15 protein-coding genes, 1 tRNA gene and 1 pseudogene are annotated in these 12,907 nt (G+C 65.6%); 8 read left to right on the top strand and 9 right to left on the bottom strand.

The window, feature by feature from the left end; all coding sequences use genetic code 11:
- Positions 1–262: 262 nt before the first annotated feature.
- The 6 genes from VES41_RS10760 (at position 263) to hemP (ending at position 3,615) form a co-directional block, all read left to right on the top strand.
- Positions 263–943, top strand: a complete 681-nt coding sequence (locus VES41_RS10760; RefSeq protein WP_324816490.1) for a Fe2+-dependent dioxygenase — start codon at positions 263–265, stop codon at positions 941–943.
- Between the two features lie 110 nt (positions 944–1,053).
- Positions 1,054–1,323 (top strand): (2Fe-2S)-binding protein, encoded by a 270-nt coding sequence (locus tag VES41_RS10765; protein ID WP_324816492.1) that lies wholly within the window; start codon positions 1,054–1,056, stop codon positions 1,321–1,323.
- Between the two features lie 106 nt (positions 1,324–1,429).
- Positions 1,430–2,134, top strand: a complete 705-nt coding sequence (locus tag VES41_RS10770) for an energy transducer TonB (RefSeq protein ID WP_324816494.1) — start codon at positions 1,430–1,432, stop codon at positions 2,132–2,134.
- Between the two features lie 31 nt (positions 2,135–2,165).
- Entirely contained in the window at positions 2,166–2,879 is a 714-nt protein-coding gene (locus VES41_RS10775; protein ID WP_324816496.1) for a MotA/TolQ/ExbB proton channel family protein, read from the top strand.
- Between the two features lie 4 nt (positions 2,880–2,883).
- Entirely contained in the window at positions 2,884–3,303 is a 420-nt protein-coding gene (locus tag VES41_RS10780) for a biopolymer transporter ExbD (protein ID WP_324816498.1), read from the top strand.
- Positions 3,304–3,405: 102 nt separating this feature from the next.
- On the top strand, positions 3,406–3,615 hold the full coding sequence (gene hemP, locus VES41_RS10785; RefSeq protein WP_324816499.1) for a hemin uptake protein HemP: 210 nt from the start codon (positions 3,406–3,408) through the stop codon (positions 3,613–3,615).
- A gap of 224 nt (positions 3,616–3,839) precedes the next feature.
- Here hemP and VES41_RS10790 read toward each other — a convergent pair whose 3' ends face one another.
- Positions 3,840–4,247 carry a heme-binding protein gene (locus VES41_RS10790; RefSeq protein WP_324816501.1) on the bottom strand — a complete coding sequence of 136 codons (408 nt, stop codon included), beginning with the start codon at positions 4,245–4,247 and terminating at the stop codon, positions 3,840–3,842.
- A 225-nt stretch (positions 4,248–4,472) separates the two neighbouring features.
- On the opposite strand from VES41_RS10790, the gene VES41_RS10795 reads away from it, so the two are divergent.
- Entirely contained in the window at positions 4,473–5,174 is a 702-nt protein-coding gene (locus VES41_RS10795) for a Bax inhibitor-1/YccA family protein (protein WP_324816503.1), read from the top strand.
- Between the two features lie 78 nt (positions 5,175–5,252).
- Here the strand turns inward: VES41_RS10795 and rlmD are convergent, their stop codons facing one another.
- The 5 genes and pseudogenes from rlmD to surE all read right to left on the bottom strand — a co-directional run bounded on the left by rlmD (position 5,253) and on the right by surE (position 9,438).
- Complete coding sequence (gene rlmD, locus VES41_RS10800) at positions 5,253–6,713, bottom strand: 23S rRNA (uracil(1939)-C(5))-methyltransferase RlmD (protein ID WP_324816505.1); 1,461 nt, start codon at positions 6,711–6,713, stop codon at positions 5,253–5,255.
- Between the two features lie 39 nt (positions 6,714–6,752).
- Positions 6,753–6,879, bottom strand: a pseudogene (locus VES41_RS10805) (RNA polymerase sigma factor RpoS); the annotation flags it as partial.
- An 87-nt stretch (positions 6,880–6,966) separates the two neighbouring features.
- Complete coding sequence (locus tag VES41_RS10810) at positions 6,967–7,830, bottom strand: peptidoglycan DD-metalloendopeptidase family protein (protein WP_324816507.1); 864 nt, start codon at positions 7,828–7,830, stop codon at positions 6,967–6,969.
- 10 nt (positions 7,831–7,840) lie between these two features.
- Entirely contained in the window at positions 7,841–8,713 is an 873-nt protein-coding gene (locus VES41_RS10815) for a protein-L-isoaspartate(D-aspartate) O-methyltransferase (protein WP_414719091.1), read from the bottom strand.
- Positions 8,662–9,438 carry a 5'/3'-nucleotidase SurE gene (gene surE, locus VES41_RS10820; RefSeq protein WP_324816509.1) on the bottom strand — a complete coding sequence of 259 codons (777 nt, stop codon included), beginning with the start codon at positions 9,436–9,438 and terminating at the stop codon, positions 8,662–8,664. Before surE ends, VES41_RS10815 begins: the two co-directional genes overlap by 52 nt.
- A gap of 109 nt (positions 9,439–9,547) precedes the next feature.
- On the opposite strand from surE, the gene VES41_RS10825 reads away from it, so the two are divergent.
- A complete protein-coding gene (locus VES41_RS10825) occupies positions 9,548–10,534 on the top strand; it encodes an NADPH:quinone oxidoreductase family protein (RefSeq protein ID WP_324816511.1) in 987 nt (328 codons plus the stop codon).
- 96 nt (positions 10,535–10,630) lie between these two features.
- Here the strand turns inward: VES41_RS10825 and VES41_RS10830 are convergent, their stop codons facing one another.
- The 3 genes from VES41_RS10830 to VES41_RS10840 all read right to left on the bottom strand — a co-directional run bounded on the left by VES41_RS10830 (position 10,631) and on the right by VES41_RS10840 (position 12,860).
- Positions 10,631–10,963 carry an H-NS histone family protein gene (locus VES41_RS10830; protein ID WP_324816513.1) on the bottom strand — a complete coding sequence of 111 codons (333 nt, stop codon included), beginning with the start codon at positions 10,961–10,963 and terminating at the stop codon, positions 10,631–10,633.
- 239 nt (positions 10,964–11,202) lie between these two features.
- Complete coding sequence (locus tag VES41_RS10835) at positions 11,203–12,645, bottom strand: amidase (protein WP_324816515.1); 1,443 nt, start codon at positions 12,643–12,645, stop codon at positions 11,203–11,205.
- Positions 12,646–12,784: 139 nt separating this feature from the next.
- Positions 12,785–12,860 (bottom strand) — tRNA-His (locus VES41_RS10840).
- Positions 12,861–12,907 lie beyond the last annotated feature (47 nt).

Here is a 12,907-nt window from a genome sequence, read left to right on the forward strand (position 1 = left end):
TCCTACCGCATCAACAAGAACTTCGACCTGCAGTTCAACGTCTACAACCTCTTCGACGAAGAGTACGTGGCAGCCATCAACAAGAGCGGCTACCGATACACCCCGGGCATCCCGCGTTCGTTCCGCGTCACCGCCAACTTCCTTTTCTAGCCACCGAGCACACCGCGCATCGCCTCCCGGCGATGCGACACTTGCGCCTCTGCCCAGATCGGGCCGGGGCGTTGTTCATTCTCTATATGGTGTATCAGGAGCGAACCAAACCATGATGCTGCATGTGCCGGGCGTGCTCAGTGCGCCACAAGTGCGCGAGCTTCGCCACGCCCTCGATGCCGCCGACTGGGTCGACGGACGCGAGACCGTCGGCCAACAAGGGGCGCAGGTCAAGCAGAACCGCCAGCTGCCGGAGCATTCACCGGTCGGCCGTGAACTGGGCAAGGGGATCGTGGCGGCGCTGGCGAAGCACCCGCTTTTCTTCTCCGCGGCTCTGCCGCGACGTTTCGTGCCACCGCTGTTCAACCGCTACGAGGGCGGCGAGCACTACGGGCTTCACGTGGACGGCGCCGTTCGCGCCCTGCCCGGCTCCGGAGAATTGCTGCGGACCGACTTGTCCTGCACCCTGTTCCTGTGCGATCCGGACGACTACGACGGCGGCGAACTGGAAGTGGTGGACACCTACGGTACGCACGAAGTCAAGCTGCCGGCGGGCGATCTGATCCTCTATCCCGCCAGCAGCCTGCACCGCGTCCAGGCCGTGACCCGCGGCGCGCGCGTCGCAGCCTTCTTCTGGTTGCAGAGCATGGTTCGAGACGACACCCGGCGGCGCATGCTGTTCGAGCTCGACCAGACCATCATCAAGCTGCGGGCTCGACTCGGGGAAAGCGAGGAAACGGTGGCCCTGACAAGCCAATATCACAACCTTCTGCGGATGTGGAGCGACGTCTGAATCCGGATAGACCCGACCGGTAACGCGCGATTGCAAATACGAGGAATTCGTATTTATAATGCCCCAACCCGTTCACCAACAGCCAGCCCACTTCGCTGCTGCCCCCGACCATGATCGTCTGCGTCTGCCGCCGAATCTCCGACCGCGAAATCGCGCGCCATGCGCGCGCGGGCATGAGTTTCGATGAAGTCCAGCTCGAACTGGGCGTCGCCACTCAATGTGGCCAGTGCGAAGGATGCGCGCGCGAAGTCGTTGCCCAGTGCAGCGCTTCGGGTTCAGTTGCCGCTTGCCACAGCAACGGCGCTGCCGCGGTCATCGAGCTCGCCACGTCCATTGTGGAAAGCAAGGCATGGCACTCTTCGCGGTTGGCTGCAGTCTGATCCTCGTTCTCGGAACAGCCTGGTGGATTTTTCATAAGTAGCGGCTCGTCCCGTGGGGACGGCCGGCGGACACTCCGTGTGGCCGTCCTTGGTCATAGGTTTCACTGTGTCTGACAGATTCGGTTCGACGCCGGCCGGCGTCTCGCGCAATACGGTCATCGCGGGCACTGTCGTGCTGTTTCACGTCGGCGCGCTTTGGGCTCTGCAATCGGGCCTGCTGCGGCGCGCTGCCGAAGTCGTGGTGCCGGTGCAGATCCTGGCGCAGTTCGTCGACCCCCCAAAGCCAATCGAACCGCCGCCTCCGCCGGAACCGCCGCCGCCCCCCCCGCCAAAGCCACCGGTCATCGAGCCGCCTCCTCCGCCGCCTGCCCCGTTGGCCGTGAAGTCGCCCAAGCCGGCGCCAAAGGCGCCGGTGGTCAAGGTCAAGCCGCCACCCCCGCCGCCGCCGATCGAGGCCGCGCCCGTGCCACCGGCACCGCCCGCGCCGCCCATGCCGCCGGCACCGCCTGCGCCGCCCGCGCAACCCAAGGTCCAGCTACCCGCGTCCAATGCCGACTACGCGCGTGCATGCACCGCGGTCTATCCTTCGATGAGCCGCCGGCTGAACGAAGTCGGCCACGTCACCCTCACGGTCGTGGTCGGCGCCGACGGCAAGGCCAGGGACGTGCGAATCAAGAAGTCCAGCGGCTATGAGCGCCTGGACCAGGCCGCCCGCGAGGCCGCCATGCGCTGTTCCTACGTTCCCGGCAAGGTCGATGGCGTCGCCCAGACCATGGCCCTGGATGCACCGTACAACTTCGTACTGAACTGAAACCCCCAAATCTCTCGCTGGAGTCACAACTATGGAATCCCAATTCGGCCTCATGAACCTCTGGGCGCAGGGGGACTACGTCACCAAGGCCGTCGCCATCGTCCTGCTGGTGATGTCGCTCGCCTCCTGGATCGTGATCCTCACCAAGGCCATCGACGTCATCCGCTACAAGCGCCTGGCGCGCCGCGCATCCGACTTCTGGCACAGCGAGGACTTCGGCATTGCACTGGAAAAGCTGGGACGCAGCGACACCAACCCGTTCCGCGTGTTGGCGCTGGAGGGCCGGGAGGCGACCGCTCACCACCGCAACACCAAGGCACATCTGCACGATTCGCTCGACGTCAGCGACTGGGTGACGCGGTCTCTGCGCAATGCAATCGACGAATTCACCGCCCGCCTGCAAAGCGGGCTGGCAATCCTGGCCTCGGTCGGCTCGACGGCGCCGTTCATCGGCCTGTTCGGCACGGTCTGGGGCATCTATCACGCGCTGATGAGCATCAGTTCGGCAGGCCAGGCCACCATCGACAAGGTCGCCGGCCCCATCGGCGAGTCGCTGGTCATGACAGCGCTGGGCCTGGCCGTGGCGATTCCCGCAGTGCTGGGCTACAACGCGCTGGTCCGGGGCAACAAGTTCGTGCTGGGCAAGCTCAACAGCTTTGCACACGATCTGCACGCCTACTTCGTCACGGGTGCGCGCGTCCAGGCCGGCAGCGCGCCGGTGGTGGTGTCCCTGAAGAAGGGCTGATGCCATGGCCTTCGGTACACAGGACGACACGGACGACGTGATGAACGAGATCAACATGACGCCCCTGGTGGACGTCATGCTCGTGCTGCTCATCATCTTCATCATCACGGTGCCGGTCATGAAGCATGCGGTCAATATCGACCTGCCGCGCGCCAGCAGCGAGCGCGAAGAGACCAAACCGGAGACGATCCAGTTCAGCATCGCCGCGGACGGCACCTACTATTGGAACGAACGGACCATCACCGACGCCGAGTTGCCGACGCTGCTCGCCCAGGCGGCAGCGAAGAATCCCCAGCCCGAACTCCATATCCGCGGCGACAAGGAAGTGCGCTACGAACGCGTGGCCCAGGCCATGTCGGCTGCACGCGAGGCCGGCGTTTCCAAGATCGGCTTTATCACAGAGCCGACCCCCGCCTCGCATTAGAGGGACCCCTCGTCATGGCACCAATTTCATTGGGGCTATTGACTCGGTAAATGATAACGATTATCATTCGCCCATCGACAACGCCAAGACCTGCTTGCAGCCATGTCCACCACACTGACCACCGCCTTCCCTCTCGGCCGCCCGGCACACACGCCGGCGGTTCGCAATGCGAATGACGTCGTAGAACGGCCTGCCACGCTGGTCGAAAGCGGCGACCTGCTGCGCGGCCAAAAGACGGTCGGCATTCTGCACAATGGCGCGCTTTACCGCCTGCAGGCTACCAAACTCGGCAAATTGATCCTGACCAAATAACCGGGATCAGTCGCCCGCCCTTGCAAGTTTCATCGTGGGGCGACTCGAGGAGCATCTGCTTCCGAGGGTCGTTTTTTGCTAGCCACTGGTTCGCCTCAGCCAAGCATTTTTTTCCACGGGGACATTCAAATAGAAAAGCCGCAGACGTCGATGGTCTGCGGCTTTTTTCATTCTTGTCGCGGTACGCGCAAGCGCAGCAAGCTGCGCTGCGTCCGGCCGCTGCGTCAGAGTCCCAAGGCGGCAATGCCGGCGCGAGCGACCTGTGCGTCCTCATTGGACTTGACCCCGCTCACGCCGACGGCACCGATCACCTGGCCATCCTTGACGATCGGCACGCCGCCTTCGAGCATGCCCTGCAGGAACGGCGCCGAAAGGAACGAGGTGCGGCCGCCGTTGACCACGTCTTCGTAGACCTTGCTCTCCCGACGGCCCACGGCGGCGGTTTGTGCCTTGGCCGGCGCGATATGCGCCGACACCGCGGCCGCGCCGTCGAGGCGCTGCAGCCACAAAAGGTAGCCGCCGTCGTCGACGATCGCAATGGTGACCGGCCAGTTGTTCTTCAGGGCCTCTGCTTCGGCGGCGGCGGCAATGGCCTTGACGTCCGCCAATTCGAGAAATTGCTTGGTTTTCATGGATTGCTTTCAGGATGCTCGATGAACCTTCGAGGATAACGCCCCTCGAATGAGGTTTCGCCACTGCCCAACGGCGCGGCGCGTTCCCCGCCCCAAAGCCCTACGGACAATAGGAACTGGCGCACGCGGGTATTTGGGCACTGCCACTTGCAGCCACCTAGAATCATCCCCAACTGCCGGGCGATAGCGCAATCGCAGTCAAGCAAACTCAAAGGAGATGAATCGATGAACGAGCGCGTCACGACCCTCGAATCCACACGCGGCTACGGCCTGAATACCGATCAGGCGCAACGTCAGCGCGTACTTCGCAACACATACTGGCTGCTGGCGCTGAGCCTGCTGCCCACGGTTCTGGGCGCCTGGCTGGGGGTGACCACCGGGATCACGCGCTCGCTGCATGGCGGGCTCGGCCTCATCGTGTTCCTCGGCGGCGCCTTCGGCTTCATGTTCGCCATCGAGAAGACCAAGAATTCGGCAGCCGGGGTGCCGGTGCTTCTGGGCTTCACCTTCTTCATGGGCCTGATGCTCTCCCGCCTGATCGCGGCGGTGCTCGGCTTCCAGAATGGCGGCGAACTCGTCATGACCGCCTTTGCCGGAACGGCAGGCGTGTTCCTGGTCATGGCTACTCTGGCCACGGTGATCAAGCGCGACCTGTCCGGACTGGGCAAGTGGCTGTTCGTCGGTGCGCTGGTGCTCATGGTCGGTGCAGTCATCAACGTGTTCGTCGGTTCAAGCGCGGGCATGGCGGCCATCTCGGTCGCAGCGATCGGCATTTTCTCGGCCTACATGCTGTACGACCTCAAGCAGATCATCGACGGCGGCGAAACCAACTACATCAGTGCAACGCTGGCGCTGTACCTGGACCTGTTCAACGTGTTCCAGAGCCTGCTTGCCCTGCTGGGCATCTTCGGCGGCGACAGCGACTGACGTCGGCCGGCAACTAACCTCAACGCGAAAGGGCCCCTCGGGGCCCTTTCTCTTTTCGCCTGGATGCGCAAGGACCGCTCAGGCCAGGTCGAACACCGCCATCGACTCCACGTGCGCCGTGTGCGGGAACATGTTGACCATGCCCGCGTGGGTGCAACGATAGCCAGCCTGGTGCACCAGCAGGCCAGCATCGCGCGCGAGGGTGGCCGGATTGCAGCTCACATAGACGATGCGCCGTGGCGGCGCCCACCCGTGCGCCGCAGGTGCGCCGGCCAGGGACTGCTGGTGGAGTTCCGCCAGCGCCTTGGCCAGTGCAAATGCGCCCTCGCGCGGGGGATCGACCAGCCACCGCTGAGCCGTGCCGTCGCGCACCAGCATGTCCGGCGTCATCTCGAAGAGATTGCGGGCGACGAAGTCGACCTTGCCGGCAAAACTGCGCCCCGCATCCCGCGCCGCACGCCGGTTGGCCGTGCAATTCTCGTTGGCGCGCGCCACCAAGGCATCGCTGCCTTCGATACCCAGCACTTCGGCGGCCCGCGTCGCCAGCGGCAGGGTGAAGTTTCCAAGGCCGCAGAACCAGTCGATCACCCGCTCGCCCGGCTGCACGTCGAGCAGTCTCAGAGCGCGCGAGACAAGCACGCGGTTGATGTGCGGATTCACCTGCGTGAAGTCGGTGGGCTTGAAGGGCATGCGCACCCCGAACTCCGGCAGTTCGTACGACAGGGCCGAGCCCCCTTCGTCGAGCAGGCGCGCGCTGTCGGGGCCCTTGGCTTGCAGCCACCATTGGACGCCGACGTTCGCGTCGGCAAAGGCCCGCAAGCGGGCTAGGTCGGCGCTCGACAGCGGCTCGAGATGACGCAGCACGAGCGCGATGACGCCCAGTTCCGAGGAACCGGGCGCTTCGCCGCAGGCCAGCTCGATCTGCGGGCAGGTATCGCGCGCGTCGAGCGAACCGATCAACCCGCGCAAGGGGACCAGCATGCCGCTCATCCGCGCGGGAAGCACCGGGCAGACGGTCATGTCGGCAATGTAGCGGCTCTTGCGCTCGTGAAAGCCGATCAGCACTGCCCCCTTCTTGACCACGTGCCTTACCGAAAGGCGAGCGCGGTAGCGGTAGTGCCAAGCCGGGCCCTGCAGGGGGCGCAGCATGTTTTCGGCCCGTACCTTGCCCAGGTGCCAGAGCTGGTCTTCCAGCGCTCGCTGCTTGACGGCGACTTGCGCCGACTCGTCGAGATGCTGCATCTTGCAGCCGCCGCAAGCGCCGGCATGCAGTCCGAAGTGCGGGCAGCCCGGACGCACGCGCTGAGCCGATTCGCGCCGGATCTCGGTCACCACGCCCTGCTCCCACTGGTTCTTGGCGCGCAGGCGCTTGTAGCGCACCTCCTCGAAGGGCAGCGCGCCTTCGATGAAGACCACCTTGCCATCGGCTCGATGGGCGACGCCCTGCGCGTCGAGGTCGAGCGACTCGACGTGGAGCCAGTCGTCGTCGGCGTGCGGTGGCGATTCAGGAGCGCCGGGATTTTCAATGGATTGCGTCATGCGCTGGATTTTCTCAGGCCGCGCGCGGCGGCTCGCGGCTCAAAGAAAGGCATCACGGCCGACGCCAGCCCGGACGAGGTGACGCCGGAGCCTCGTTCCGAATCTGCCGCACGCGCTCACGCGTCAAGCCCAGGCGCAGGCGCCGCACTTCCAGCGTTTCCGGCTCGCTCGACCGATTGACGGATCCACCACGCCGCGCTTCGCTGACCCGCTCGCATTGAAATCGCGGCGGGTTCGCGAAACGGCCACGGCATCACCGTGCAGGCAGATAGCGCGCCGGGTCGACCGGCTTGCCCTGGCGGCGGATCTCGAAATGCAGCTTCGTCCGATCGGCGTCGGTGCTGCCCATCTCGGCGATCTTCTGGCCCTTCTGCACCGACTGATCCTCCTTGACCAGCAACGTCTGGTTGTGCGCGTAGGCAGTCAGGTAGGTGTTGTTGTGCTTCAGGATGATCAGGTTGCCGTAGCCGCGCAGGCCGGCGCCGGAGTAGACGACCTTGCCGTCGGCCGCCGCGTAGATCGGGTCGCCCGCGCGGCCGCCGATGTCGAGGCCCTTGTTCTTCGCGTCATCGAAGCCAGCCAGCAGTTGACCCCGTGCTGGCCACATCCAGCCCAGGTCGTCGTCACCTGCCAGCGGCTGCGAAGGACGCGCTGCCGCGGCCGCTGCCGTAGCTGTTGCGGCCGCGGCAGGCGCCGCAGTGCCGGGTGCAGCGGCGGGTGCTGCGGCCACGACCGGCGCGGCCGGAGCGGCTGCCGGGCTGTTGGGCGGAATGATGCGCAGCACCTGCCCGACTTCGATGACGTTGGGGTTCTCGAGGTTGTTCCACTTGACCAGGTCACGCCAGCTCTGGCCGGTTTCCAGGCCGATGCGAATGAGCGTGTCACCGGGGCGCACGGCGTAGTAGCCCGGCTTGCCGTAGTTCTCGATGCCGAGAAGCGGCTTGCCCGAGGCGTCAGTGGTGATCGGCGGCACCATGCCCGGCACGCCGGTACCCGCTGCGCCACGGTCTTCCACGGGGGCGGGCTGATGGGACGTAGAGCACCCCGCAAATACGAGCAACGACGACAGCACGGATACCGCGCTCACAACTCGTACTCGACGACCAAGTCCCTGCATGCAATCTCCTTCAAGCAATCCCGGATTTTAGAGGGACAAAGTTGACCGCCTCAAGAACGCGGCGGTGCACACCGGCGTTCGTGCGGTCGATCACGACCAGTGCCTGTCCTCCCTGTGCTGATCGCGTGGGTGCGACGATGCGCCCGCCCACGGCGAGTTGCGCCACCCACGCGTCCGGAACGGCGTCGCCACCTGCCGCCGCAATGATGGCGGCATAAGGCGCGCCCTTCGGATAACCCAGCATCCCATCGCCGAGCATCAGATGCACGTTGGCGAGCCGAAAGTGCCGCAGGTTGGCTCGGGCGCGCTCGTTGAGGCCGCGAAGCCGTTCGATGCTGTAGACCTCGTCGGCCACACGGCCGAGCACGGCCGCCTGATAGCCGCAGCCGGTGCCGATCTCGAGCACCCGGCCCAGCCGCGCCTCGGGCCGGCCGACGAGCGCCGGTGCGCCGAGCAACAGTTCGACCATGCGCGCCACGACACTCGGCTTGGAGATGGTCTGCGCCAGCCCGATGGGCAGGCTGGTGTCTTCGTAGGCCTGATTGACCAGCGCGCTGTCGACGAAGCGGTGGCGCTCGATGGTCCCCATGGCGTCCAGCACGCGTGCATCGGCAATGCCTTGTGCGGCCAGCTTGTGCACCATGCGCGCACGCACCGCACTCGACGCCATCGCCTGTCCGGCGCCGGGCGCGGCAGGCGCCACCGTCGCGGGTCGCTGCGCCGTCGCGCGGCTGGCGGGTGCAGGCGCAGGGACAGGGGCACGCACCGTGCGGGCCGGGCCCGTCGATGTGCCGCCGGTGTTGAGCCGTGCCGGAAAGCTCGGGCGTTCCTTCACGGCGCGTCCAGCGCCGTGCTGCCCAGGCGATCCACCGCTTCGGCCCATGCGGGCAGACGCTGATGGTCGGTCAGGTCGATCTGCAGCGGCGTGAGCGCCACGTGGCCCGCCGCGGTGGCATGGAAATCGGTGCCTTCGCTGCTGTCCTTGGCGCCGCCCGCGCCGGCAATCCAGTACATTTTTTCGCCGCGCGGGTTGTCCTGCACGATCACGCGCTCGCCCGCGTGGCGGCGTCCCAGGCGACACACGCGTACCGGCTTGATCTGCTCGAGCGGCAGGTTCGGAATGTTGACATTGAGAAGCCATGCCTCGCCGCCGAGCATGTTCTGGCGCTCGATCTGCCGCACCAGCCTGCGCGCCACCTGCGCCGCGGCATCGACGTGCGCCCACCCCTTCTCGATCTGAGAGAAGGCGATGGCCGGAATGCCGAACAGATAGGCCTCCATGGCAGCGCCGACGGTGCCCGAATAGATGGTGTCGTCGCCCATGTTGGCGCCGTTGTTGATGCCCGAGACCACCAGGTCCGGCCGATAGTCCAGCAGACCCTTGAGCGCGATGTGCACGCAATCGGCCGGCGTTCCCGTCACATAGCGGAACCCGTTGTGCGCGGCGTGCACGTAGAGCGGAGCGGCCAGCGTCAGGGCGTTGGACTTCGCGCTGTTGTTGTGCTCGGGCGCGATCACCTCGACGTCAGCCACTTCGCGCAGTGCCTCGTGCAGCGCGACGATGCCCGGCGCCTGGTAGCCATCGTCGTTGGAGATAAGAATTTTCATGTCGTCGAATGGATCCTCGGGATTCTAGGCCGCGGCAGGTCGCCGCTGAGACATCGGCCCGCCCCCGCCGGCTCGTATCATGACCGCTCCAAAGAGGAGATCTTTCCCCATGCACGCTTGGCTTTGCGAGAACCCGATCGGTGTCGAGGCACTGACCTGGAAGGAGCTTCCCACGCCCCAGCCCGGCCCGGGCCAGGTCCTGGTCGAAATCAAGGCTGCCAGCCTCAATTTTCCAGATCTGCTGATCGTCCAGAACAAATACCAGAACAAGCCGCCCCTGCCGTTTGTTCCCGGCTCCGAATACGCTGGCGTGGTGCAAGCGGTCGGCAGCGACGTGAAGAACCTCAAAGTCGGCCAGAACGTCGCCTGTCTGTCCGGCACGGGCGGCTTCGGCACCCATGCGCTGGCACCGGCAGCCCTGTGCATGCCGCTGCCCGATGGCTTCAGCCACGCCGATGCAGCGGCCTTCATCATGATCTACGCCACGTCCTGGCACGCGCTGATCGACCGCGCACAGCTCAAGGCGGGCGAAACGGTGCTCGTGCTGGGCGCGGCTGGCGGGGTCGGCACGGCCGCCATCCAGATCGCCAAGGCCGCAGGGGCCAGGGTGATCGCGGCGGCTTCGAGCGACGACAAATGCGCGTTGTGCAAATCGATCGGTGCCGACGCCACCATCAATTACAGCCAGCACGCCGTACCCGGCGATTTCCGCGAGGCGATCAAGCAGGCCACGAACGGCAAAGGGCCCGACGTCATCTACGACCCGGTGGGCGGCGATTTTGCCGAGCCGGCGTTCCGCTCCATCGCCTGGCGTGGCCGCTATCTCGTGGTTGGTTTCGCTTCCGGCCCCATTCCGTCGCTGCCGCTCAACCTGACGTTGCTCAAGGGCGCCTCGATCGTCGGCGTGTTCTGGGGCGATTTCGCTCGGCGCGAACCGCAGGCCAACGCGCAAATGATGGCGCAATTGGCCCAGTGGTACGGCGAAGGCAAGATCAAGCCGGTGATCGACCGCACCCTCCCGATGGCGCAATTGAAGGAAGCCTATGCGTTGATGGGCTCGCGCAGCGTCAAAGGCAAGCTGGTCATGGTCAACTGAGGCAGGGACCGGCAATGAAAAAGCCCGCGCAAGCGGGCTTTGAGCATATTGGCGACGTCGGACGCAGCCTGTGCGGCCGTCCGCCAGCGCAGGCGATCAGACTTCGAAGTCGGACAGGGACTTGCCAGCCGCCAGCGCCTCGGTCACCCAGCGCGGCTTGCGACCACGGCCGCCCGACCAGGTCTCGCCAGCGGGGCCACGATACTTCACCGTGCGGGCCGCCGCACCGGCGGCGCCGCGGCGACCGACGGAACGACCGCTCAGCTTCAGGTCGGAGGCCGAAATGCCGTACTCGGCAATCTTCTTGCGCACCTCCTCGATCACACTCGAGCGCTCCTGATTGCGCAGCGTCTCGGCTTGACGGCGCAATTGGGAAATCTGCTCGTCATGCTTTTTGATCTGTGAATTGATTTCTTCGAGAGTGGCCATTGCGAGTCCTGAGGTTAGGAGATGGGCGAAATTCTATTTCATCCCAACCCGCAAACCAACCAGAAGCCCTTCTCGTCGTCACAAACGAGAAAAAAACGCAACACACCGGTTTGACGACTAAGTCGTACGTGCGCTTTGCATATTGAGCCCGGCGTAAACCGGCGCACCGCCGCACCGGCAAAGCGAATTCACGCCGCAGGCGGAGGGGCTTTTACGCAACGCACCGCGCAAACCGGGCGCTATTGAACAGGCTCGGCGGGACGGCGCTGCAACATCGGCTGGGCCAATTGCTCGTAGAGCGCCGCGATTTGCAGCAGTTCGGCATCGCCGCCGGGCCGCCCGATCAATTGCAGGCCCATCGGCCAGCGCCCCTGCGGATCAAATCCGGCCGGTATGCTGATGGCCGGCAGCCCGGCAAAGGTGGCATAGAGCGTCACCTCCATCCAGCGGTGATAGGTATCCATGCTGCGGCCGGCGATCTGCCGGGGCCAGTGGGTCTGGCCGTCGAATGGCCACACCTGCGCGGAAGGCAGCGCCAGGACGTCGCAACGCGCCAAAAGCGCCAGCATGTGCGAATGGAAGGCGGTGCGCGCCATGCTGGCGTGCATGAACGCGTCGAAGCTCAGGCCCTGCTCGCTGTCATGTTCCCACAGCGCCTCGGGCTTGATCCTGTCCCGTGCTCCGGGCAATGCCAGCGCCGCGGCCACGTTCGGCGCCACCAGCGCGCGCCGCCACACCAGCCAGCTTTGCCAGACCGCCTCGGCGGCGAAGCCATGGGCCATGGGTTCGACCTGCGCGCCTGCCGATGCCAGGATGTCCAAGGCCCCTTCGCAGGTCGCGAGGACGCCGTCCTCCATCGCCAGGTGGCCGCCCAGATCGCCCAGCCAGCCGACGCGGACATCGCCCGCGCGCGCAACGGCGCCCGGGACGAAATCGCGCGGGCCCTCGGCGATGGAAAGCGGAGCGCGCGGATCATGCCCGGCCTGGATCGACAGGAGCCGGGCCAGATCGCGCACATTGCGCGCCATGGGGCCGTCAGTGGCCAACTGCATGATCCAGACGTCCGGACGCGGCCAGCCCGGCACGCGCCCCTGGCTCGGACGCATGCCGAACACGTGGTTCCAGCCGGCAGGATTGCGCAGCGACCCCATGAAATCCGAGCCGTCGGCCACCGGCAGCAGCCGCTGGGCCAGCGCGACGGCAGCGCCACCACTGCTGCCACCGGCCGAGCGGGTCGCATCCCACGCATTGCGCGTCAGGCCGAACACGCTGTTGTACGTGTGGGAACCCAGGCCGAACTCGGGCATGTTGGTCTTGCCGATGACGATGCAGCCTGCCGCCTTCATGCGCGCGACATAGAGGCTGTCGGCCTGCGGCATCAGGTCGCGATAGACGGCGCTGCCCATGGTCGACGGAAATCCGAGCGCATGACCGGTGTCCTTGATGGCCTGGGGCATGCCGTGCAACCAGCCGCGCGAGTGGCCCCGAGCCAGCTCGGCATCGCATTCGTCCGCCTGCGCCAGCAGCACGTCATCGGGCGCCAGGCTGACGATGGCGTTGAAGTGCGGGTTGATCCGATGCACGCGGTCCAGGTAGGCCCGCATCACTTCGCGACAGGACACCTCGCGGGCGTGGATGGCGCGTGAGAGCGCCTCGGCATCCAGATCGGTCAGCTCTCCCATTCATTGCTCCTCGCATTGCATGGGACGATTCTGCCGCATGGCCGCCGCCGCTCGCGCGGGCGCCGCGCTGGCACCACAAACAAAAATGCCCGGTTCCTTGCGGGACCGGGCACCTTGCGCTTGACGCGCTTCTATTCGGTGGGGTGGCTGATGGGACTCGAACCCACGACGACAGGAATCACAATCCTGGACTCTACCAGCTGAGCTACAGCCACCATTTATGAAGCACGCTATTGTAGCTTCAAATTTTACCGATTCGTCG

It is taken from the genome of Variovorax sp., from assembly GCF_035634955.1.
Classification (GTDB): domain Bacteria; phylum Pseudomonadota; class Gammaproteobacteria; order Burkholderiales; family Burkholderiaceae_C; genus Variovorax.

Bases quoted from the DNA above. Each gene is read 5' to 3' on its own strand.
- VES41_RS10760 (WP_324816490.1), top strand. From the start codon at position 263: ATGATGCTGCATGTGCCGGGCGTGCTCAGTGCGCCACAAGTGCGCGAG.
- VES41_RS10765 (WP_324816492.1), top strand. From the start codon at position 1,054: ATGATCGTCTGCGTCTGCCGCCGAATCTCCGACCGCGAAATCGCGCGC.
- VES41_RS10775 (WP_324816496.1), top strand. From the start codon at position 2,166: ATGGAATCCCAATTCGGCCTCATGAACCTCTGGGCGCAGGGGGACTAC.
- VES41_RS10780 (WP_324816498.1), top strand. From the start codon at position 2,884: ATGGCCTTCGGTACACAGGACGACACGGACGACGTGATGAACGAGATC.
- hemP (WP_324816499.1), top strand. From the start codon at position 3,406: ATGTCCACCACACTGACCACCGCCTTCCCTCTCGGCCGCCCGGCACAC.
- VES41_RS10790 (WP_324816501.1), bottom strand. From the start codon at position 4,247: ATGAAAACCAAGCAATTTCTCGAATTGGCGGACGTCAAGGCCATTGCC.
- VES41_RS10795 (WP_324816503.1), top strand. From the start codon at position 4,473: ATGAACGAGCGCGTCACGACCCTCGAATCCACACGCGGCTACGGCCTG.
- rlmD (WP_324816505.1), bottom strand. From the start codon at position 6,713: ATGACGCAATCCATTGAAAATCCCGGCGCTCCTGAATCGCCACCGCAC.
- VES41_RS10810 (WP_324816507.1), bottom strand. From the start codon at position 7,830: ATGCAGGGACTTGGTCGTCGAGTACGAGTTGTGAGCGCGGTATCCGTG.
- VES41_RS10815 (WP_414719091.1), bottom strand. From the start codon at position 8,713: ATGGGCCGAAGCGGTGGATCGCCTGGGCAGCACGGCGCTGGACGCGCC.
- surE (WP_324816509.1), bottom strand. From the start codon at position 9,438: ATGAAAATTCTTATCTCCAACGACGATGGCTACCAGGCGCCGGGCATC.
- VES41_RS10825 (WP_324816511.1), top strand. From the start codon at position 9,548: ATGCACGCTTGGCTTTGCGAGAACCCGATCGGTGTCGAGGCACTGACC.
- VES41_RS10830 (WP_324816513.1), bottom strand. From the start codon at position 10,963: ATGGCCACTCTCGAAGAAATCAATTCACAGATCAAAAAGCATGACGAG.
- VES41_RS10835 (WP_324816515.1), bottom strand. From the start codon at position 12,645: ATGGGAGAGCTGACCGATCTGGATGCCGAGGCGCTCTCACGCGCCATC.